At 58.0% G+C, this 22,386-nt stretch carries 17 protein-coding genes; 10 read left to right on the top strand and 7 right to left on the bottom strand.

Annotated elements, in window-relative coordinates; all coding sequences use genetic code 11:
- Positions 1 to 112: 112 nt before the first annotated feature.
- The 4 genes from metB to katG all read left to right on the top strand — a co-directional run bounded on the left by metB (position 113) and on the right by katG (position 7,124).
- Positions 113 to 1,273 carry a cystathionine gamma-synthase gene (gene metB / locus SOM40_RS22835; RefSeq protein WP_106995792.1) on the top strand — a complete coding sequence of 387 codons (1,161 nt, stop codon included), beginning with the start codon at positions 113 to 115 and terminating at the stop codon, positions 1,271 to 1,273.
- Between the two features lie 2 nt (positions 1,274 to 1,275).
- On the top strand, positions 1,276 to 3,708 hold the full coding sequence (locus SOM40_RS22830) for a bifunctional aspartate kinase/homoserine dehydrogenase II (protein ID WP_166184821.1): 2,433 nt from the start codon (positions 1,276 to 1,278) through the stop codon (positions 3,706 to 3,708).
- A gap of 209 nt (positions 3,709 to 3,917) precedes the next feature.
- Complete coding sequence (gene metF / locus SOM40_RS22825; RefSeq protein WP_106995794.1) at positions 3,918 to 4,808, top strand: methylenetetrahydrofolate reductase; 891 nt, start codon at positions 3,918 to 3,920, stop codon at positions 4,806 to 4,808.
- Positions 4,809 to 4,952: 144 nt separating this feature from the next.
- Positions 4,953 to 7,124 (top strand): catalase/peroxidase HPI, encoded by a 2,172-nt coding sequence (gene katG, locus SOM40_RS22820; RefSeq protein ID WP_261645401.1) that lies wholly within the window; start codon positions 4,953 to 4,955, stop codon positions 7,122 to 7,124.
- Between the two features lie 109 nt (positions 7,125 to 7,233).
- On the opposite strand, the gene gldA is transcribed toward katG, so the two are convergent.
- From gldA to argE, 5 genes are all read right to left on the bottom strand, one after another.
- Positions 7,234 to 8,337, bottom strand: a complete 1,104-nt coding sequence (gldA, locus tag SOM40_RS22815) for a bifunctional L-1,2-propanediol dehydrogenase/glycerol dehydrogenase (protein WP_312190971.1) — start codon at positions 8,335 to 8,337, stop codon at positions 7,234 to 7,236.
- Between the two features lie 12 nt (positions 8,338 to 8,349).
- Positions 8,350 to 9,012: a fructose-6-phosphate aldolase gene (fsa, locus tag SOM40_RS22810; protein ID WP_320531163.1), complete on the bottom strand. Its 663-nt coding sequence runs from the start codon at positions 9,010 to 9,012 to the stop codon at positions 8,350 to 8,352.
- 128 nt (positions 9,013 to 9,140) lie between these two features.
- On the bottom strand, positions 9,141 to 9,908 hold the full coding sequence (locus tag SOM40_RS22805) for a helix-turn-helix transcriptional regulator (RefSeq protein WP_320531164.1): 768 nt from the start codon (positions 9,906 to 9,908) through the stop codon (positions 9,141 to 9,143).
- A 94-nt stretch (positions 9,909 to 10,002) separates the two neighbouring features.
- The gene (ppc, locus tag SOM40_RS22800; protein WP_166184808.1) at positions 10,003 to 12,654 is read right to left on the bottom strand and encodes a phosphoenolpyruvate carboxylase; all 2,652 of its coding nucleotides are present in this window, start codon (positions 12,652 to 12,654) and stop codon (positions 10,003 to 10,005) included.
- A gap of 247 nt (positions 12,655 to 12,901) precedes the next feature.
- Positions 12,902 to 14,053, bottom strand: coding sequence for an acetylornithine deacetylase (gene argE / locus SOM40_RS22795; RefSeq protein WP_320531165.1), 1,152 nt, complete (start codon positions 14,051 to 14,053; stop codon positions 12,902 to 12,904).
- A gap of 88 nt (positions 14,054 to 14,141) precedes the next feature.
- On the opposite strand from argE, the gene argC reads away from it, so the two are divergent.
- The 4 genes from argC (at position 14,142) to oxyR (ending at position 18,644) form a co-directional block, all read left to right on the top strand.
- Complete coding sequence (gene argC, locus SOM40_RS22790; RefSeq protein ID WP_320531166.1) at positions 14,142 to 15,146, top strand: N-acetyl-gamma-glutamyl-phosphate reductase; 1,005 nt, start codon at positions 14,142 to 14,144, stop codon at positions 15,144 to 15,146.
- A 6-nt stretch (positions 15,147 to 15,152) separates the two neighbouring features.
- Positions 15,153 to 15,929, top strand: coding sequence for an acetylglutamate kinase (argB, locus tag SOM40_RS22785; protein WP_320531167.1), 777 nt, complete (start codon positions 15,153 to 15,155; stop codon positions 15,927 to 15,929).
- Positions 15,930 to 16,030: 101 nt separating this feature from the next.
- A complete protein-coding gene (gene argH / locus SOM40_RS22780; RefSeq protein WP_261645408.1) occupies positions 16,031 to 17,404 on the top strand; it encodes an argininosuccinate lyase in 1,374 nt (457 codons plus the stop codon).
- A 322-nt stretch (positions 17,405 to 17,726) separates the two neighbouring features.
- Positions 17,727 to 18,644, top strand: a complete 918-nt coding sequence (gene oxyR / locus SOM40_RS22775) for a DNA-binding transcriptional regulator OxyR (protein ID WP_106995804.1) — start codon at positions 17,727 to 17,729, stop codon at positions 18,642 to 18,644.
- Here oxyR and sthA read toward each other — a convergent pair.
- A complete protein-coding gene (gene sthA, locus SOM40_RS22770) occupies positions 18,627 to 20,027 on the bottom strand; it encodes a Si-specific NAD(P)(+) transhydrogenase (RefSeq protein ID WP_106995805.1) in 1,401 nt (466 codons plus the stop codon). The two genes, oxyR and sthA, sit on opposite strands and share 18 nt — an antisense overlap.
- A gap of 196 nt (positions 20,028 to 20,223) precedes the next feature.
- Between sthA and fabR the strand changes: the two genes are divergently transcribed.
- Both fabR and SOM40_RS22760 read left to right on the top strand, forming a co-directional pair.
- A complete protein-coding gene (fabR, locus tag SOM40_RS22765; RefSeq protein ID WP_032615233.1) occupies positions 20,224 to 20,862 on the top strand; it encodes an HTH-type transcriptional repressor FabR in 639 nt (212 codons plus the stop codon).
- A 10-nt stretch (positions 20,863 to 20,872) separates the two neighbouring features.
- Entirely contained in the window at positions 20,873 to 21,232 is a 360-nt protein-coding gene (locus SOM40_RS22760) for a YijD family membrane protein (protein WP_166184793.1), read from the top strand.
- Between the two features lie 45 nt (positions 21,233 to 21,277).
- Here SOM40_RS22760 and trmA read toward each other — a convergent pair whose 3' ends face one another.
- On the bottom strand, positions 21,278 to 22,378 hold the full coding sequence (gene trmA / locus SOM40_RS22755) for a tRNA (uridine(54)-C5)-methyltransferase TrmA (protein ID WP_225759964.1): 1,101 nt from the start codon (positions 22,376 to 22,378) through the stop codon (positions 21,278 to 21,280).
- Positions 22,379 to 22,386: the final 8 nt, after the last annotated feature.

Here is a 22,386-nt window from a genome sequence, read left to right as displayed (position 1 = left end):
TTGCTCAATCTATACGCAAAGAAGTTTAGATGTCCAGATGTATTGACGTCCATATAATCAATGTTTACTCTGGGGCCTGACTTTTCATCCATTAAGCCAGGAAGCCTTCACCATGACGCGTAAACAGGCCACCATCGCAGTGCGTAGCGGATTGAATGATGACGAACAGTACGGCTGCGTTGTCCCGCCGATTCATCTCTCCAGTACCTATAACTTCACCGGATTTAATGAACCACGCGCCCATGACTACTCGCGCCGTGGCAACCCGACGCGTGATGTCACCCAGCGTGCGCTGGCGGAACTGGAAGGTGGCGCTGGCGCGGTGATGACCAATACCGGCATGTCGGCCATTCATCTGGTGACCACCGTGTTCCTGAAGCCTGGCGATCTGCTGGTGGCCCCGCACGACTGCTATGGCGGCAGCTACCGTCTGTTCGACAGCCTGGCGAAGCGCGGTTGCTATCGCGTGCTGTTTGTCGATCAGGGTGATGAGCAGGCGCTGAAACAGGCGCTGGCAGAAAAACCGAAGCTGGTTTTAGTCGAAAGTCCAAGCAACCCACTGCTGCGCGTGGTGGACATTGCAAAAATTTGTCAGCTTTCGAGGGATGCGGGAGCGATAAGTGTAGTGGATAATACCTTCCTCAGTCCGGCGCTGCAGAACCCGCTGGCACTGGGAGCAGATCTGGTATTGCATTCATGCACCAAATACCTGAACGGCCACTCCGACGTGGTGGCCGGGGTGGTGATTGCTAAAGATCCAGCGCTTGTCACCGAACTGGCATGGTGGGCGAATAATATCGGCGTCACTGGCAGCGCGTTTGACAGCTACCTGCTGCTGCGCGGGCTGCGTACCCTGTCGCCGCGTATGGATGTGGCGCAGCGTAACGCCCAGGCGATTGTCGATTTCCTGAAGACCCAGCCGCTGGTGAAAAAGCTCTATCACCCGTCGCTGCCGGAGAATCAGGGGCACGAGATTGCGGCGCGTCAACAAAAGGGTTTTGGCGCGATGTTAAGTTTTGAACTGGATGGCGATGAGCAGACGCTGCGTCGCTTCCTGAGCGGGTTGTCACTGTTTACGCTGGCGGAATCATTAGGGGGAGTCGAAAGCTTAATCTCCCACGCCGCAACAATGACCCACGCAGGCATGGCGCCAGAAGCGCGTGCCGCCGCCGGGATCTCTGAGACGCTGTTACGCATCTCAACCGGTATTGAAGATTGTGAAGATTTAATTGCCGATCTGGAAAATGGCTTCCGGGTCGCAACCAAGGGGTAATCATGAGTGTGATAGCGCAGGCAGGGGCGAAGGGTCGCCAGCTGCACAAGTTTGGTGGTAGTAGTCTGGCTGATGTGAAATGTTACCTGCGGGTCGCGGGGATCATGTCAGAGTATTCGATGCCGGGGGACATGATGGTTGTCTCCGCCGCGGGCAGCACCACCAACCAGTTGATTAGCTGGCTGAAGTTAAGCCAGACCGATCGTCTCTCTGCGCATCAGGTTCAACAAGCGTTACGCCGTTACCAGAGTGAACTGATCGCCGGCTTATTGCCTGCCGACGTGGCCGATGGCCTGATCAGCACCTTTATCCAGGATCTGGAGCGCCTGGCCGGGTTACTCGACAGCGGTGTGACCGACGCGGTCTATGCCGAAGTGGTGGGCCACGGTGAAGTGTGGTCGGCCCGGCTGATGGCGGCGGTCCTGCAACAGCAGGGCCTGGACGCAGCCTGGCTCGACGCGCGGGACTTCCTGCGTGCCGAGCGTGGCGCCCAGCCGCAGGTGGATGAAGGTCTCTCTTATCCGCTGCTCCAGCAGCTGCTGGTGCAGCATCCAAATAAACGTATTGTGGTGACCGGCTTTATCAGCCGCAGCAACGCGGGTGAAACCGTGCTGCTGGGACGTAACGGTTCCGACTACTCTGCAACGCAGATTGGTGCCCTGGCGGGCGTATCCCGCGTCACCATCTGGAGCGACGTGGCCGGTGTCTACAGCGCCGACCCGCGCAAGGTAAAAGATGCGTGCCTGCTGCCGCTGCTGCGCCTCGACGAAGCCAGCGAGCTGGCCCGTCTGGCGGCCCCGGTGCTGCACGCCCGCACCCTGCAGCCGGTCTCAGGCAGCGATATCGATCTGCAGCTGCGCTGCAGCTACACGCCGGATCAGGGCTCGACCCGCATTGAGCGCGTGCTGGCTTCCGGCACGGGGGCGCGTATCGTCACCAGCCATGACGATATCTGCCTGATCGAATTCCTCGTGCCTGCCGGACATGATTTCAAACAGACGCATAAAGAGATCGACCTGATCCTGAAGCGCGCCCAGGTGCGCCCGCTCGCCGTGGGGGTGCACACTGACCGTCATCTGCTGCAGTTCTGCTACACCGCCGAAGTGGCCGACAGCGCGCTGAAAATTCTCGATGAAGCGGGCCTGCCGGGCGAGCTTCGTCTGCGTCAGGGGCTGGCGCTGATCGCGATGGTCGGGGCGGGCGTCACCCGTAACCCGCTGCACTGCCACCGCTTCTGGCAGCAGCTGAAAGGTCAACCGGTAGAGTTTACCTGGCAGTCGGAAGAGGGCATCAGCCTGGTGGCGGTCATGCGCACCGGGCCAACCGAGAGCCTGATTCAGGGCCTGCACCAGTCGCTGTTCCGCGCCGAAAAACGAATCGGTCTTGTGCTGTTCGGGAAAGGCAACATTGGTTCCCGCTGGCTGGAGCTGTTTGCCCGCGAGCAGACCACGCTCTCGGCGCGTACCGGCTTTGAGTTTGTGCTGGCAGGCGTTGTCGACAGTCGCCGCAGCCTGCTCAGCTATGAAGGGCTGGACGCCAGCCGCGCGCTGGCCTTCTTTAACGATGAAGCCATTGAGCAGGATGAAGAGTCGCTGTTCCTGTGGATGCGTGCCCACCCGTACGATGACCTGGTGGTGCTGGATGTGACCGCCAGCGAACAGCTCGCCAATCAGTATCTCGATTTCGCCAGCCACGGTTTCCACGTTATCAGCGCTAATAAACTGGCGGGCGCCAGCAATACCCGTAACTATCGCCAGATCCACGACGCCTTTGAAAAAACGGGCCGTCATTGGCTGTACAACGCCACCGTCGGGGCCGGTTTACCGGTTAACCACACCGTGCGCGATCTGATCGAAAGCGGCGACAGCATTCTGGCCATCAGCGGTATCTTCTCCGGCACCCTGTCGTGGCTGTTCCTGCAGTTTGATGGCACCGTGCCGTTTACTGACCTGGTGGACCAGGCGTGGCAGCAGGGGCTGACCGAGCCCGACCCGCGCGTTGACCTCTCCGGTAAAGACGTGATGCGTAAGCTGGTGATTGTGGCGCGTGAAGCGGGCTACGATATCGAGCCGGGTCAGGTGCGCGTGGAGTCGCTGGTGCCGACGGACTGTGAAGAGGGGTCTGTTGATTACTTCTTCGAGAACGGCGATGCCCTGAACGAGCAGATGCTACAGCGCCTGGAAGCGGCCCGCGAAATGGGCCTGGTTCTGCGCTACGTGGCGCGTTTCGATGCCAATGGCAAAGCCCGCGTCGGGGTTGAAGCCGTCCGCCCGGAACATCCGCTGGCGGCGCTGCTGCCGTGCGATAACGTCTTCGCCATCGAAAGCCGCTGGTACCGCGATAACCCGCTGGTGATCCGTGGTCCAGGTGCGGGCCGTGACGTCACCGCCGGGGCAATCCAGTCAGATATCAACCGTCTGGCACAGCTGCTGTAATCCATATGTTTTCCCCCTCTCCCCACAGGGGAGAGGGAATAGTCGCCTCATCCTGAACCTTTTTCATCTTCCCTGAGCATTCCTCACCGTCAATGATGATATTTTCAGTTGACGCCAGTCGGCTTTTCCGTCATTTTTACATCTGGACGTCTAAACGTATAGAAGTTCGAACACAACAAAACAACGACACGCGATTGATGAGGTAAGGTATGAGCTTTTTTCACGCCAACCAGCGGGAAGCCCTGAATCAGAGCCTGGCTGAAGTAAACGGCCAGATTAACGTCTCTTTTGAATTTTTCCCGCCGCGCACCAGTGAAATGGAGCAGACCCTGTGGGCCTCTATCGATCGCCTGAGCAGCCTGAAGCCGAAATTCGTTTCGGTGACCTACGGTGCCAACTCCGGCGAGCGCGACCGTACGCACAGCATCATTAAAGGCATTAAGGATCGTACCGGTCTGGAAGCCGCGCCGCATCTGACCTGTATCGATGCCACCCGCGACGAACTGCGCACCATTGCCCAGGATTACTGGAACAACGGCATCCGCCATATCGTGGCCCTGCGTGGCGACCTGCCGCCGGGCAGCGGTAAGCCGGATATGTACGCGACCGATCTGGTGGCGCTGCTGAAAGAGGTGGGCGACTTCGACATTTCCGTGGCGGCTTACCCGGAAGTGCATCCGGAAGCGAAAAGCGCCCAGGCGGATCTGCTCAACCTGAAACGTAAAGTGGATGCCGGTGCCAACCGCGCCATCACCCAGTTCTTCTTTGATGTCGAAAGCTACCTGCGCTTCCGCGACCGCTGCGTCTCCGCCGGTATCGACGTTGAAATTATTCCGGGTATTCTGCCGGTCTCCAACTTCAAGCAGGCGAAGAAATTTGCCGACATGACCAACGTGCGCATCCCGCTGTGGATGGCGAAGATGTACGAAGGTCTGGACGATGACGCCGAAACCCGCAAGCTGGTGGGAGCCAACATCGCCATGGACATGGTGAAGATTTTAAGCCGCGAAGGGGTGAAAGATTTCCATTTCTATACCCTTAACCGCGCCGAAATGAGCTACGCGATCTGTCATACGCTGGGGGTTCGCCCGGGTCTGTAACGATGAAGCCCTCACAATGATGAGGGCTTTTATATTTCAGGCAGATATCGACGGTATTAACTATCAAATCTGTGGATGGTTTCAATTATCTCTTGTTGCCGGTGGTGTATATCCTAACGATAAAACCATAAAGGGAGCAGAGCGATGAGTACGTCCGACGAGAACCAGACTTCAGGTAAGTGTCCTTTCCATCAGGGCAGTTATGATAAGAGCGCAGGTGCCGGCACCAACAGCCGGGACTGGTGGCCCAAACAGCTTCGTATCGACCTTCTCAACCAGCATTCCGAACGTTCCAACCCGCTAGGCAAAGATTTTAACTACCGAAAAGAATTCAGCAAGTTAGATTACGCTGCCCTGAAAGGCGATCTGAAAGCCCTGCTGACCGATTCCCAGCCGTGGTGGCCTGCCGACTGGGGCAGCTACGCCGGTCTGTTCATCCGTATGGCGTGGCACGGTGCCGGGACCTATCGCTCCGTAGACGGGCGTGGCGGTGCGGGCCGGGGCCAACAGCGTTTCTCTCCCCTTAACTCCTGGCCGGATAACGTCAGCCTCGATAAGGCGCGTCGTCTGCTGTGGCCGATCAAACAAAAATATGGCCAGAAAATCTCCTGGGCCGACCTGTTTATTCTTGCCGGTAACGTGGCGCTGGAGAACTCTGGCTTCCGTACCTTTGGCTTTGGTGCCGGGCGTGAAGACGTCTGGGAACCGGATCTGGATGTGAACTGGGGTGATGAAAAAGCCTGGCTTGAGCACCGCCATCCGGAAAGCCTGGCGAAAAGTGCCGTTGGTGCCACCGAGATGGGGCTGATCTACGTCAACCCGGAAGGGCCAAACGCCAGCGGTGAACCGCTGTCTGCGGCGGCGGCGATCCGTGCCACCTTCGGCAACATGGGGATGAACGATGAAGAGACCGTCGCGCTGATCGCCGGGGGTCATACGCTGGGTAAAACCCACGGTGCCGGGGAAGCGACCCATGTGGGTATCGATCCGGAAGGCGGCCCGCTTGAAGCGCAGGGCCTGGGCTGGGCCAGCACCCACGGCAGCGGTTTTGGTGCCGACACCATTACCTCCGGTCTGGAAGTGATCTGGTCCCAGACGCCGACCCAGTGGAGCAACTACTTCTTTGAGAACCTGTACAAATACGACTGGGTGCAGACCCGCAGTCCGGCAGGTGCCATCCAGTTCGAAGCGTCGAATGCGCCAGAAATCATGCCCGACCCGTTTGACCCGTCGAAAAAACGTAAACCCACCATGCTGGTTACCGACCTGACGCTGCGTTTCGATCCGGAGTTCGACAAGATTTCCCGTCGTTTCCTCAACGATCCGCAGGCCTTTAACGAAGCCTTCGCCCGGGCGTGGTTCAAACTGACCCACCGCGATATGGGGCCAATTGCACGTTATATCGGGCCGGAAGTGCCGAAAGAAGAGCTCATTTGGCAGGATCCGCTGCCACAGCCGTTCTTCCATCCGACCGCGGAAGATATTCAAAGCCTGAAAGCGGATATTGCGGCTTCCGGGCTGTCGGTCAGCGAGCTGGTGTCGGTGGCATGGGCCTCGGCGTCCACCTTCCGCGGTGGCGATAAGCGTGGCGGGGCCAACGGCGCCCGTCTGGCGCTGGCGCCGCAGCGCAGCTGGGATGTCAACGCCGTGGCCGCGCGCGTGCTGCCGGTGCTGGAAGGCATTTATAAATCGGCACATAAAGCGTCGCTGGCGGACATCATCGTGCTGGCGGGTGTGGTGGGCGTTGAGCAGGCGGCCAAAGCCGCTGGTGTGAACATCACTGTGCCGTTTACGCCGGGCCGGGTTGACGCGCGCCAGGATCAGACCGATATCGGCATGTTTACGTTGCTGCAGCCGGCTGCTGATGGTTTCCGTAACTACCGGGCGGCGATCGACGTCTCGACCACCGAATCGCTGCTGATTGATAAAGCGCAGCAGCTGACCCTGACCGCGCCAGAGATGACGGTGCTGCTGGGCGGGCTGCGCGTGCTGGGCGCTAACTTCGATGGCGGTAAGAGCGGGGTCTTTACCGATCGCGTGGGCGTACTCAGTACGGACTTCTTCGTCAATCTGCTGGATATGGGCACGCAGTGGAAGGCTACCGATGAATCCAGCGAGCTGTTTGAAGGCCGCGACCGCGTGAGCGGGGACGTGAAGTATCTGGCGAGCCGTGCCGACCTGGTGTTTGGTTCCAACTCCGTGCTGCGCGCCCTGGCCGAGGTTTACGCCAGCAGCGATGCCCACGAGAAGTTCGTGACGGACTTTGTCGCGGCATGGGTGAAAGTGATGAACCTCGACCGGTTTGATCTACTGTAAACAGGAAAATCCCCGCGCTGGCGGGGATTTTTTTGCCGGGTGGCGGCTTCGCCTTACGCGGCCTACGGATTGTAGACCCGTGCAAGCGCAGCGCCGCCGGGCAACAAGGCTACTCCCATTCCTGCATAAAACGCTGGCCGTACTGGTCGGCAACCACCAGGGCCGCATATACCTGCTCCGGTGTCGCACCGCCCGGCATATTGTGGATGGTTTCATCTTTCGCGCACGACGCGGCCGCCACTAAGCGCATTTTGGCGGGGATATCGGCAGTGATAGCCAGCTGCGCCAGGGTAATTGGCAGCCCCACGCTGTGGCACAGCGCCGCCACGGTTTCGATCTCTTCCACCGGCGCATTCTCCAGCACCAGTTGGGTCAGGGTGCCAAACGCCACTTTCTCGCCGTGATAATAATGATGGGCATCCGGGATGGCGGTCAGACCGTTGTGAATAGCGTGCGCCGCCGCCAGGCCGCCGCTTTCAAAACCGACTCCGCTGAGATAGGTGTTGGCTTCAATCACCCGCTCAAGGGCCGGGGTCACCACATGCTGCTCCGCTGCCAGCATCGCTTTTTCACCCTCTTCCACCAGTGTGTTGTAGCACAGCTCAGCCAGCGCCAGCGCGGCCTGGGTGCACTTGCCGCCCGCCATGGTAGTCGCGCCGCTGCGGGAGCAGGCCCGGGCTTCAAACCAGGTCGCCAGCGCGTCGCCAATCCCGGCAGCCAACAGGCGGGCAGGGGCCCGCGCCACCACCTGGGTATCCACAATGACGATGTTTGGGTTGTGGGGCAGCATCAGATAGCGATCGAATTCGCCGCTGTCGGTATAGATAACGGAAAGCGCGCTGCAGGGCGCATCGGTTGAGGCGATGGTCGGGGCGATGGCGACCGGGACGTCCATAAAGTGCGCCAGCGCTTTGGCGGTATCCAGCGTCTTACCGCCGCCAATGCCGAGGATCGCCTGACAATCAGCACCTTTGGCCAGCTCACGCAGGCGATCGATCTCGTTCTGCGAACACTCGCCGCCGAAAGGCGCAATTTCGACATAGAGTTCGGCCTGTTCAAAGCTTTGACGCAGCGTCTCTTCGGCAAAGCCCAGCACAAACTTATCGCCTACCACCAGCCAGCGTGCTGCCAGCGGCTTGAGATAATCGCCGAGGCGGGTGAGCACATCGGCACCCTGAATGTATTTACCGGGTGATTGAATAATACGGTCCATAACATGTCTCCCTTAGAGATTGAGGCTACCAAACGCGTTTTTCCAGTCCTGCTCGAACTTGTCGATGGCTGACTCTACCGCGGGGGTATTGAGCATTTGCTGTGCGACATCGATGGGCAGGGTGATGGCTTCACAGCCGGCGAGCAGGCAGTCCAGCGCCTGACGCGGGGTTTTGAAGCTGGCGGCCAGCACCATGCTCTCTGGCGCGTGCAGCTCCAGCAGGCTTTGCAGCTCCTGCACCGTACGGATCCCGTCTCCGCCCTGGGCATCCACGCGATTAACGTACGGCGCGATGTACTTTGCTCCCGCCAGGGCGGCCAGCAAGCCCTGAGCGGCGCTGTACACCGCGGTACCGAGGGTGGTGATGCCCTCTTTTTTAAGGGCTTTGATGGCGACCAGACCTTCTGCGGTGACCGGGATCTTGACCACGATGTTCGGGAAAGAAGCGCTCAGTCGTCTGGCTTCGGCAACCATCCCGTCGGCATCACGGCTCATGGTCTGGGCAAACAGCGTGCCTTCCGGGCCAACGATCTTCTGCAGGCGCGGGAGAACATCCCACACGGATTCACCGCTGGCGGCAATAATGCTCGGGTTGGTGGTCACGCCGGCAATGGGAAAGATGCGGGCAAGGCGTTCGACGTCCGCCACACTGGCGGTATCCAGATACAGTTCCATTATTTTTCCTTAAGTCTTCAGGTCTGAATTAAGGATACGGCGGGCCAGGCGGGGGGAGCCAGAGGTCATTTTTGCCAAATACTGGACAAATGTAAGGTCCTTAGCGAAGTGAGAGGGGGATCACAATGCTAGTTTTTGGCGGTAAGCTGGCTGTGATACTGGCGGCGGTATTCCGACGGCGAGCGCTCGGTGTGCTTGCGAAACAGGCGGCAGAAGTAGTTGCTGTCCGTAAAGCCGCAGTGCGTGGCGATATCTTTAATTTTCAGATCGTAGCCTTTGAGAAGCTGTCGGGCATGCTCGAGACGGGTTCGGGTCAGGTATTCATTGAACCCCACGCTGCCGATCTTTTGAAAAAGATGCGAAAGGTAGTTCGGTGAAATGTAAAACGCCTGCGCCACCGACTCACGGGTTAGCGCTGAGGCATGATGTTCTTCGATATACGTCCGAATGGCTTCAAACAGCGCCCGGCTGCGGGAGGCGGTGTGGATATCGCTGCCCAGCAGATCGCGACAGTGGCTGAGCAAACTTAATACCACCAGCCTGGCCGTCTCCTGCTCATCCGGTTGCATCTGCAACTCAGCGAGCGTTTGCAGCAGAAAAGCACCCGTTCTCGGCCCGCGCCTGGCAACCTGCAGCTGATGCAAAACGGTGGCGTCACGCTGGAGTTGGAGCGTCAGCTGCTGTTTGCCGAAGGTGATGCTAAGACAGGTTGCGGATGGCAAAGGATGATGCCCGGATGACGAGAACACCACGTCATGGGTCTGGCCCTCAAGTATAATCACCAGACGAGGAGAGGCGTGGGTGACCTGTTCGGCCGGAGAAACAAAATGCACCTGATGCAGGGGCGATGTGCCGTTGATCAGATCGGTCAGGATGGGAGTGATATCGTGGTGCATGATGGGAGTACCGAAATGTGCCGGGTGGCGCTAACGCTTACCCGGCCTACTTATCGTAGGCCCGTGCAAGCGTAGCGCCGCCGGGCATAAAGCCTTAGCCGGTGTTACGCATCCCCGCCGCAACGCCCGCGATGGTGACCATCAGCGCTTGTTCCACGCGTGGATCTGGCTCCAGACCCTCTTCTTCCGCTTTACGCGAGCGGTACAGCAGCTCTGCCTGCAGCACGTTTAGCGGGTCAGTGTAGATGTTACGCAGCTGAATGGACTCAGCAATCCACGGCAGATCGGCCATCAGATGGGAGTCGTTGGCGATATCCAGCACCACTTTGATGTCATCTTCCAGCAGCGCACGCAGCTCGCTACCCAGCGCCCACAGCTCCGGTTTTACCAGACGCTGATCGTAGTATTCCGCCAGCCACAGGTCGGCTTTCGAGAACACCATCTCCAGCATGCCGAGGCGGGTGGAGAAGAACGGCCAGTCGCGACACATGGATTCCAGCTCGTTCTGCTTGCCGTCTTCCACCACTTTTTGTAGTGCGGCACCGGCACCCAGCCAGGCCGGGAGCATCAGACGGTTCTGCGTCCAGGCGAAGATCCACGGGATAGCACGCAGGGACTCCACGCCGCCGGTTGGGCGACGTTTTGCCGGACGTGAACCCAGCGGCAGTTTGCCCAGCTCCTGCTCCGGCGTGGCCGAGCGGAAGTAAGGCACGAAGTCTTTGTTTTCGCGCACATAGCCGCGATACATATCGCAGGAGATATCCGACAGCTCGTCCATGATATGGCGCCAGGCGTCTTTTGGCTCCGGCGGTGGCAGCAGGTTCGCTTCGAGGATCGCGCTGGTATAGAGCGACAGGCTGCTGATGGTCACTTCCGGCAGACCGTACTTGAAGCGGATCATCTCGCCCTGTTCGGTCACACGCAGGCCGCCTTTCAGGCTGCCCGGCGGTTGGGAGAGCAGGGCCGCATGAGCAGGGGCACCGCCACGGCCAATCGAGCCGCCGCGACCGTGGAACAGGGTCAGTTCAATCCCTGCTTTTTCACAGGTTTTGATCAGCGCATCCTGAGCCTGATACTGCGCCCAGGAGGCGGCCATCACGCCCGCATCTTTTGCAGAGTCGGAATAGCCAATCATCACCATCTGCTTGCCCTGGATAAAGCCGCGATACCAGTCGATGTTCAGCAGCTGGGTCATCACGTCGTTGGCGTTATTCAGGTCGTCGAGGGTTTCAAACAGCGGCGCAACCGGCAGGGCGAAGGTAATCCCCGCTTCTTTCAGCAGCAGGTGAACCGCCAGCACGTCGGACGGGGTTTTGGCCATCGAGATCACATAGGCCGCCACCGATCCTTTCGGCGCATCGACGATCGCTTTGCAGGTGTCGAGCACTTCGCGGGTCTCTTCGCTTGGCGCCCAGCTCCGTGGCAGCAGAGGGCGTTTGGAATTCAGCTCGCGGATCAGGAAGGCCTGTTTGTCGGCTTCTGACCAGCTTTCGTAGTCGCCAATGCCGAGATAGCGGGTCAGTTCGCCCAGCGCCTCGGTGTGGCGGGTGCTCTCCTGACGCACGTCGATACGCACCAGCGGCACGCCGAAACACTTCACGCGGCGCAGGGTATCGAGCAGCTCGCCGTTGGCGATGATGCCCATTCCGCAGGCCTGCAGTGATTGATAACAGGCGTACAGCGGCTCCCACAGCTGCTCGTTCTGGCTCAGCAGACCGGCAGGTTTCGGCAGGCGTTGGCCCTTAAGGCGCGCTTCCAGCCAGGCCTGAGTGGCCAGCAGCTGGCCACGCAGATTTTTGAGCAGGAAGCGGTAAGGTTCGGTTGCACCGGCTTCACCCACCAGCTCAAGCAGTTCTGGCGTGGCTTCGACCATTGAGAGCTCAGAAATCAGAATCTGAATATCTTTCAGGAACAGGTCGGTGGCTTTCCAGCGGCTCAGCAGCAGGACGTGACGGGTGATTTCGGCGGTGACGTTCGGGTTGCCGTCGCGGTCGCCGCCCATCCAGGAGGTGAAACGCACCGGCACAAAATCCACCGGCAGGCGATAGCCGAGGTTCTCTTCCAGCTGTTCATTCAGCTCGCGCAGGTAGTTAGGTACCCCTTCCCACAGGCTGTTTTCCACCACCGCAAAGCCCCATTTGGCTTCATCAACCGGGCTTGGGCGGTGCTTACGGATTTCATCGGTGTGCCAGGACTGGGCAATCAGCTGGCGCAGACGGCGCATCAGTTGGTTACGTTCGTAGTCGGCAATCTCTTTGTTATCCAGCTGCTTGAGGCAGTTGTTCACTTCACCCATCTTGTGGATCAGGGTGCGGCGGGTGATCTCGGTCGGGTGGGCGGTTAACACCAGCTCCAGGGACAGAGACTCGACGGCCTTTTTGATTGTCGCTTCGTTGAGTTCGGGCTGGTCCTTGAGTTTTCTGAGCGTGCGGGCAATCACTTCCGGGTTGCTGGCCCCTTCGCCATTCGGCGAAATGCTGTGGTACTGCTCGGCGGTGTTCGCCAGGTTAAGGAACTGGCTGAAGGCACGGGCAACGGGCAGCAGCTCGTCGTTGGAGAGGTTCTGCAGCGTGGTGAGCAGCTCCTGACGATTGGCTTCGTTACCGGCACGGGAAGATTTAGACAGTTTACGGATTGTTTCAACGCGATCGAGAATGTTCTCGCCCAACGCATCCTTGATGGTATCTCCCAGCACCTTGCCGAGCATACTGACATTACTACGCAACGCGGAATATTGTTCGTTCATAAAAACCCAGTCACCCCATCATTTTTGTTTATGCCCGGCCAGACATCTAACGGACATTATTTTGTCATCTCCCTTTATAAAGCCACGTAAAACCCCCGTCGTCAATTGCTGCGAAAACGGTTCAGCAAACGAATAAATGCGGGCAATTTACGAAATTTAATTGGCTTTGCGTCAGATAAGAGATGCTTATGAGAGTGTGACGAAGATCATGAGATTTTTCCCCTCTCGTGAGAGAGGGGAGCAGTCATTAATGCCAGCAGAAGTGATGCACAACCTGAGTAATTAACTCACGGGTTGGTTTGATAAAGCGCGTTTCAAGGTACTCATCCGGTTGGTGGGCCTGGTTGATGGAGCCCGGGCCGAGGACCAGCGTCGGACAGAGAGTCTGAATAAACGGCGCTTCGGTGCAGTAGTTCACCACGTCGGTTTTCTCGCCGAGCAGTTTTTCCACCACTTCCACCAGCTGATGGTCCGGCGGGCACTCGTAGCCCGGGATCGGCGGATGCAGTTCAGAGACCGTCAGACGGCCCGGCCAGCGTTCGCTCACCGGGGCCAGGGCTTCGTTCAGTAACCCGTCGAGATCGCTCAGCGTCATGCCCGGCAGCGGGCGGATATCCATATGCAGTTCGCAGCAGGCGCAGATGCGGTTGGAGGCATCGCCGCCGTGCAGGCTGCCGAGGTTCAGCGTTGGATACGGCACGGTGAAGGCATCGTAGTGATAACGCTCTTTCAGGTCATCACGCAGCAGCATGATGCGGCCAATGGCGTCGTGCATCAGTTCGATGGCGTTGACGCCGCGCGCCGGATCGCTGGAGTGGCCGGACTGGCCCAGCACCCGCACCGCCGTAGAGATATGGCCTTTATGCGCACGGATCGGCTGCAAAGAAGTGGGCTCGCCGATGATGGCGCAATCTGGACGAATCGAGGTGTTTTCAGAGAAGTAGCGCGCGCCCGCCATGCTGGTCTCTTCGTCGGCCGTCGCCAGAATGTAGAGTGGCTTTTTCAACGTTTTCACATCGACGTCACGCAGCGCGTCGAGGATAAAGGCGAAGAAGCCTTTCATGTCGGCGGTGCCCAGCCCGTAGAGCTTGTTGTCGTGCTCGGTCAGGGTGAAGGGATCGCGCGTCCAGCGACCATCGTCAAAGGGCACGGTATCGGTATGTCCCGCCAGCAGCAGCCCGCCCGCACCCTGTCCGGTACTGGCAAGCAGGTTAAATTTATTCCGGGTTCCCGGGACCGGCTGAACTTCCACCTTAAAGCCGAGATCGCTGAACCATCCCGCCAGCAGATTGATTAAAGTCTCATTACTCTGATCCAGCGCTTCTTCCGTTGCGCTGATGGACGGCGTGGCAATCAGGGCGCGGTAGATCTCGATAAATGGCGGTAAATTCATTTTCATTGTTGACACACCTTAGGTCGTGATAGTATCAATATTCATGCAATAAATGTGAATAAAAATACATTAACGTTGAGCATAAAGGAACCCGATGTTGAATACGCTGATTGTAGGCGCTAGCGGTTATGCGGGCGCAGAGCTTGTAAGCTACGTGAATCGCCATCCTCATATGACCATAACCGCTTTGACTGTCTCAGCGCAAAGCAATGATGCAGGAAAGTTAATTTCCGATTTACATCCGCAACTTAAAGGGATTGTCGATCTGCCATTGCAGCCAATGTCGGATATCAGCGAGTTTACCGACGGCGTGGACGTGGTGTTTTTAGCCACCGCCCACGAAGTCAGCCACGACCTGGCGCCGCAGTTCCTGGCCGCCGGTTGCGTGGTGTTCGATCTCTCCGGTGCGTTCCGCATTAACGACGCCGCGTTCTATGAAAAATACTATGGCTTTACCCATCAGCACCCGGAACTGCTTGAAAAAGCGGTGTATGGTCTGGCGGAGTGGAGCGCCGATGCGCTGAAAGAAGCGAACCTGATTGCCGTGCCGGGTTGCTACCCGACGGCGGCGCAGCTCTCCCTGAAGCCGTTGATCGATGCAAACCTGTTGGATCTGAATCAGTGGCCGGTGATCAACGCCACCAGCGGCGTGAGCGGAGCCGGGCGCAAAGCGGCGATTTCCAACAGCTTCTGCGAAGTGAGCCTGCAGCCGTACGGTGTGTTCAATCACCGTCATCACCCGGAAATCACTACCCACCTGGGGGCGGACGTTATCTTTACGCCGCATCTGGGCAGCTTCCCGCGCGGGATCCTCGAAACCATCACCTGCCGCCTGAAGCCGGGCGTGACCCACGATCAGGTGGCGGCGGTCTTCACGACGGCCTATGCGGATAAACCGCTGGTGCGTCTGTATGACAAAGGCGTCCCGGCGCTGAAAAACGTGGTGGGTCTGCCGTTCTGCGATATCGGCTTTGCCGTGCAGGGCGAGCACCTGATTGTGGTGGCCGCAGAAGATAACCTGCTGAAAGGCGCAGCCGCTCAGGCAATCCAGTGCGCAAATATTCGTTTTGGCTATGCTGAAACGCAGTCTCTTATTTAAGGTGTGATGATGAATCCATTAATTATCAAACTTGGTGGTGTCCTGCTGGACAGCGAAGAGGCGCTGGAGCGTCTGTTTACCGCGCTGGTTAACTATCGCGAATCCTATCAACGCCCGCTGGTGATTGTTCACGGCGGCGGCTGCGTGGTCGATGAATTAATGAAAGGCCTGAACCTGCCGGTGAAAAAGAAGAACGGCCTGCGCGTTACGCCTGCTGACCAGATCGACATTATTACCGGTGCCCTGGCGGGGACTGCCAACAAAACCCTGTTGTCCTGGGCGAAGAAACACCATATCGCCTCCGTGGGTCTCTATCTTGGCGATGGCGACAGCGTCAAAGTGACCCAGCTCGACGAAGAGCTTGGCCACGTAGGGCTGGCGCAGCCGGGTTCACCAAAACTGATTAATACCCTGCTGGAAGGCGGTTTTCTGCCGGTGGTCAGCTCTATCGGCGTCACCGAAGAGGGCGATCTAATGAACGTCAACGCTGACCAGGCGGCAACCGCGCTGGCGGCGACGCTGGGCGCAGACCTAATCCTGCTCTCTGACGTGAGCGGCATTCTGGACGGCAAAGGCCAGCGCATTGCGGAAATGACCGCTGAGAAAGCTGAGCAGCTGATCGAGCAGGGCATTATTACCGACGGCATGATTGTGAAAGTGCATGCGGCGCTGGATGCCGCCCGCACGCTCGGTCGTCCGGTGGATATCGCCTCCTGGCGCCACGCCGAGCAACTGCCAGCGCTGTTTAACGGCACGCCGATTGGTACGCGTATTTTGGCTTAAGATTTACTGCCCGGCGGCGCTCTGCTTGCCGGGCCTACAAGACCGTAGGCCGGGTAAGCGTAGCGCCACCCGGCGGAACTAACGAATAAAGGAAGCATGTTATGGCACTTTGGGGTGGGCGTTTTACACAGGCAGCGGATCAACGGTTCAAACAGTTCAACGACTCTTTGCGCTTCGACTACCGCCTGGCCGAACAGGATATCGTCGGCTCTGTGGCCTGGTCCAAAGCGCTGGTGACCGTAGGCGTGCTGACCGCAGACGAACAGGTGCAGCTGGAAGAGGCGCTGAACAATCTGCTGGAAGAGGTGCGTCTGGATCCGCGGCAAATCCTTGCGAGCGACGCTGAAGATATTCACAGCTGGGTAGAAGGCAAGCTGATCGACAAAGTCGGCCAGTTAGGTAAAAAGCTGCACACCGGCCGGAGCCGTAACGACCAGGTGGCGACCGACCTCAAGCTGTGGTGTAAAGACACTGTGGTGGAACTGCTGGCCGCGAATCGTCAGCTGCAGAGCGCGCTGGTGGAAACCGCGCACAACAATCAGGATGCGGTGATGCCGGGTTATACCCACCTGCAGCGCGCCCAGCCTGTCACCTTTGCGCACTGGTCGCTGGCCTACGTTGAGATGCTGGCCCGTGATGAGAGCCGCCTGCAGGATACTTTGAAGCGCCTTGACGTGAGCCCGCTGGGCAGCGGCGCGCTGGCGGGTACCGCCTACGAAATCGACCGTGAACAGCTCGCCGGCTGGCTGGGCTTTGCTTCCGCCACCCGCAACAGCCTGGACAGCGTCTCCGACCGTGACCACGTGCTGGAGCTGCTCTCCAATGCCTCTATCGGTATGGTGCACCTGTCGCGCTTTGCCGAAGACCTGATCTTCTTCAACTCTGGCGAAGCCGGTTTTGTTGAGCTGTCGGACCGTGTGACCTCCGGCTCCTCCCTGATGCCGCAGAAGAAAAACCCGGATGCGCTGGAGCTGATCCGCGGCAAGTGTGGCCGTGTGCAGGGTGCGCTGACCGGGATGATGATGACCCTGAAAGGGCTCCCGCTGGCCTATAACAAAGATATGCAGGAAGACAAAGAAGGGCTGTTCGACGCGCTCGACACCTGGCTGGACTGTCTGCATATGGCGGCGCTGGTGCTTGACGGCATTCAGGTGAAACGTCCGCGTTGCCAGGAAGCGGCCCAGCAGGGCTACGCTAACTCCACCGAGCTGGCGGATTACCTGGTCGCCAAAGGTGTGCCGTTCCGTGAAGCGCACCATATCGTCGGCGAAGCGGTGGTAGAAGCCATTCGTCAGGGCAAACCGCTGGAAGATCTGCCGCTGGCCGACCTGCAGAAATTCAGCAGCGTGATTGGCGAGGATGTCTATCCGATCCTGGCGCTGCAATCCTGTCTGGATAAGCGTGCGGCCAAAGGTGGCGTGTCGCCGAAGCAGGTCGCGCAGGCGATTGCGGATGCGAAAAACCGCCTGGTATAATTCGTGCGGGCTGGTGCCCTCACCCCGGCCCTCTCCCACCGGGAGAGGGAGCAAACACTAAAAATGGCAACTTCGGTTGCCATTTTGCGTTTATCCGGTTTTTTTACGCAAAAAAAAAGCGGACCACGAGGTCCGCAAAAGTTCACGTTGGCTTTAGTTGTTCGAGTTTTGAGAGAAACTCGTCAGACGGGACAGGACTTTAAGGGTAATCAGTGCCGCCTCGTCTCTGTGATGCATTATTCAACAGAACGCTTGATAGGGATAATCGTTCGTTGCTATGCTATCTATCGCCATGAACTATCGTGGCGACGGAGGATGAATAATGAATATTCGTGATCTTGAATACCTGGTCGCACTAGCTGAACACCGCCATTTTCGCCGCGCGGCAGATTCCTGCCACGTCAGTCAGCCTACGCTTAGCGGTCAGATCCGTAAGCTTGAAGATGAGCTTGGCGTGATGCTGCTGGAGCGCACCAGTCGTAAAGTGCTGTTCACCCAGGCGGGCCTGCTGCTGGTGGATCAGGCGCGCACCGTGCTGCGCGAGGTCAAAGTGCTCAAGGAAATGGCGAGCCAGCAGGGGGAGACGATGTCCGGCCCACTGCATATTGGCTTGATCCCAACCGTTGGCCCGTACCTGCTGCCGCAAATTATTCCGATGCTGCACCAGACCTTCCCGAAACTCGAAATGTACCTGCACGAAGCGCAAACCCATCAGCTGCTGGCGCAGCTGGACAGCGGTAAGCTCGATTGCGCGATCCTCGCGCTGGTCAAAGAGAGTGAAGCTTTTATCGAAGTGCCGCTGTTTGACGAGCCGATGATGCTGGCGATCTATGAGGATCACCCGTGGGCGAACCGCGATCGCGTGCCGATGGCCGATCTGGCCGGAGAAAAGCTGCTGATGCTGGAAGATGGCCACTGTCTGCGCGATCAGGCGATGGGCTTCTGCTTTGAAGCGGGTGCCGATGAAGATACCCACTTCCGTGCAACCAGCCTGGAAACGCTGCGTAACATGGTGGCGGCAGGAAGTGGTATTACGCTGCTGCCCGCGCTGTCAGTCCCGCCGGAACGTCGTCGCGACGGGGTGGTCTATCTGCCATGCATCAAGCCGGAGCCGCGCCGTACCATTGGCCTGGTTTATCGTCCGGGATCGCCGCTGCGCAGCCGCTATGAGCAGCTGGCAGAGGCCATCCGCAGTTCGATGGAAGGCCGTTTCGACAGTGCGTTAAAACAGGCGGTTTAAGCCGTTCAGCGCCGCTACCCGATAAGCTTCTGCCATGGTCGGGTAGTTAAAGGTGGTATTAACAAAGTATTCGATGGTGTTACCGCCACCTTTTTGCTCCATGATCGCCTGGCCGATGTGAATGATTTCCGCCGCACGCTCGCCGAAGCAGTGTATGCCGAGGATCTCTTTCGTCTCGCGATGGAACAGGATCTTCAGCGTTCCCACGCTCATCCCGACGATTTGCGCCCGCGCCAGATGTTTAAACTGGGCACGACCCACCTCGTAAGGCACCTTCATGGCCGTCAGCTGCTGCTCGGTTTTGCCGACAGAGCTAATTTCCGGAATGGTGTAAATGCCGGTCGGGATATCTTCGATCAGATGCGCCGTCGCTTCACCTTTCACCAGCGCCTGAGCGGCAATACGCCCCTGGTCATACGCCGCTGATGCCAGGCTTGGATAACCAATCACGTCACCGACAGCATAGATATGCGGCAGGGCGGTCTGGTACATGCTGTTGACCTTGAGCAGCCCACGGCTGTCGGTGGTCAAACCGATGTTTTCCAGCGCCAGCGAGTCGGTGTTACCGGTACGACCGTTAGCGTAAAGCAGGCAGTCGGCTTTCAGCTTTTTGCCTGACTTCAGATGCATGATCACGCCATCGTCACAGCCTTCGATCTTCTCGTACTCTTCGTTGTGACGAATCACCACGCCGCTGTTCCAGAAGTGGTACGACAGCGAATCGGACATCTCCTGATCGAGGAACGCCAGCAGGCGGTCGCGAGTGTTAATCAGGTCAACTTTGACGTTCATGCCGCGGAAGATGGAGGCATATTCACAGCCGATCACCCCGGCACCGTAGATCAGCACGTGGCGTGGCTCATGATGCAGACTCAGTATGGAGTCGCTGTCGTAAACCCGCGGATGGGAGAAATCCACATCAGCCGGATGGTACGGACGTGAGCCACAGGCGATCACAAACTTCTCGGCGGTAATGGTCTCGACCGAACCATCATGGCACTCCAGCGCCAGCGTATGTTCATCAACGAAATGGGCGTTACCCTGCAGAATTTCGCAGTGATTGCGCTCATAAAAGCCCTGACGCATACGCGTCTGCTGATTAATAACGTTATCAGCATGGTTCAGGATGTCGGCAAAAGAAGAGCGGAGAAGACGGGAGTGATCGCTGTAAAGAGGGTTCTGGTTGAATTCAATGATGCGGCTGACAGCGTGGCGGAGAGCTTTGGAAGGGATGGTGCCCCAGTGGGTGCAACCGCCGCCAACATTATGGTAGCGCTCAATAACCGCTACTCTGGCTCCTTGCTTAACCAGTCCCATAGCAGCGCCTTCGCCGCCGGGGCCGGAACCAATAACTATTGCGTCGTAATCGTAGGAATGTGACATGGTAAGGCTTACCTGTTCTTATACATAAAAGCAACAGAATAGTAACATCATTGGCGGGATAACCCAATTATCGTTGTGCTCTTTTCGCGTGGTGGAGCACAAACAACAGGGAAACCCTCATTCTGTAAGCCAGGTAAACCGATTAATTTTATTCTCTGGTATAGTGCCAGCGGGCCTTTGGAAGGATTCAACTATCGTGATGGGCGTAAGAGCACAACAAAAAGAGAAAACCCGGCGTTCGCTGGTAGAAGCGGCATTCAGTCAACTGAGTGCCGAGCGAAGTTTTGCCAGTCTGAGCCTGCGCGAAGTCGCACGCGAAGCCGGGATTGCGCCTACCTCTTTCTATCGTCATTTCCGTGACGTAGATGAACTGGGTCTGACCATGGTGGATGAAAGCGGGCTGATGCTCCGCCAGCTGATGCGCCAGGCGCGTCAGCGTATCGCCAAAGGGGGCAGCGTGATCCGCACCTCCGTTTCCACCTTTATGGAGTTTATCGGCAACAACCCTAACGCGTTTCGTTTACTGTTGCGGGAACGCTCTGGTACCTCGGCCGCGTTTCGTGCCGCCGTGGCGCGTGAGATTCAGCATTTTATTGCGGAACTTGCCGACTATCTTGAACTCGAAAACCATATGCCGCGCGCCTTCACTGAAGCGCAGGCCGAGGCGATGGTGACCATAGTCTTCAGTGCGGGCGCCGAAGCACTGGATGTGAGCGTTGAACAACGCAAGCAACTCGAAGAGCGACTGGTATTGCAACTGCGGATGATCTCTAAAGGGGCTTATTACTGGTATCGCCGTGAACAAGAAAAACTGGCGCATCAATCCGATGAGTGAAAGGTGAGTAATGAAACAGACAGGACAGGATAAAGGAACATTATTGCTGGCATTGATCGCTGGCTTATCCATTAACGGTACCTTTGCAGCGATGTTTAGCTCCATTGTACCGTTTTCGGTTTTCCCGATGATCTCTCTGGTGCTGACGGTGTACTGTCTGCATCAGCGTTATCAGAATCGCACCATGCCGGTGGGGTTACCGGCATTGTCGGCGGCGTTCTTTGTGCTGGGTGTCCTGCTATATAGCACCGTGGTGCGCGCAGAGTACCCGGACATTGGCTCTAACTTCCTGCCTGCCGTACTGTCGGTGGCGCTGGTGTTCTGGATCGGCATTAAAATGCGTAACCGTAAACAGCAGCTGCCAGAGTAACCTGTCCCACGCCGGGTAAGCGTATTGCCATCCGGCAACAACGCTTTACCGGGCTGTCAGTAACACGCCGCACTCCATATGGTGCGTATACGGGAACTGATCGAACAACGCCAGACGTTCAACCTTGTGCGTCTGGCTTAATGTTTCCAGGTTCTTGCATAAGGTTTCCGGGTTGCAGGAGATATACAGAATACGCGGGTACGCCTGCACCATCTTCTCGGTTTCGCTGTCCAGCCCGCTGCGCGGCGGATCGACGAAAATCGTCTCACACTGGTAGCTCTTCAGATCAATCCCCTGCAGACGGTTAAATTCCCGCACGCCGTTCATCGCCTGAGTAAACTCTTCCGCTGACATGCGAATGATCTGCACATTATCAATGTGGTTCGCCGCGATGTTGTACTGAGCGGAAGCCACCGACGGTTTGGCGATTTCGGTAGCCAGTACGCGATTGAAGTTACGCGCCAGCGCCAGCGAGAAGTTGCCGTTACCGCAGTAGAGCTCCAGCAGATCGCCGGTTGAACCTTCGGTGGCGTTCAGCGCCCACTCCAGCATCTGCACGTTCATCGCCGCGTTCGGCTGAGTAAAGCTGTTCTCCACCTGGCGATAAATCATCTCTTTGCCCGCCACCGGCAGGCGCTCGTCGATGAAATCCTGATCCAGCGCGATTTTGGTTTTTGTCGCACGGCCAATCAGATGGACGTTGATGTTCTGCGCGCGCAGCGCATCACGCAGGGCTTCTGCAGCCTGGCGCCACTCGTCATTCAGCGCTTTATGGTACAGGAGGGAGACGATGGCCTGATTGCTTTGGGTGGTCAGGTAGTCAATCTGGAACAGCTTATGGCGCAGCAGCGGATTATTGCGCACGCCGTCCATCATCAGGGTCATCAACTGGTTAATCAGCTCGCTGGCCGCCGGGAAGCTGTCCACGCGGATACGGCTTTTGGTCTGCTGATCGAAAATGATGTGATACAGGTCGTCACCGTCGTGCCAGATACGGAATTCAGCACGCATACGGTAGTGACTGACCGGAGAGCGGAACACCTCAGGCGCAGGCGCAGCAAAAGGCGTCATCATACTTTGCAGACGGACGACTTTCTCTGCCAGTTGCGCGTCGTACTGTTCTGTCGGGAGGTGTTCGGGGGTCATGATGCTTC

The organism is Leclercia sp. CFBP8987, assembly GCF_034044995.2.
Lineage (GTDB): Bacteria > Pseudomonadota > Gammaproteobacteria > Enterobacterales > Enterobacteriaceae > Enterobacter > Enterobacter tamurae.
This window is presented reverse-complemented; position numbering and strand designations above follow the sequence as displayed.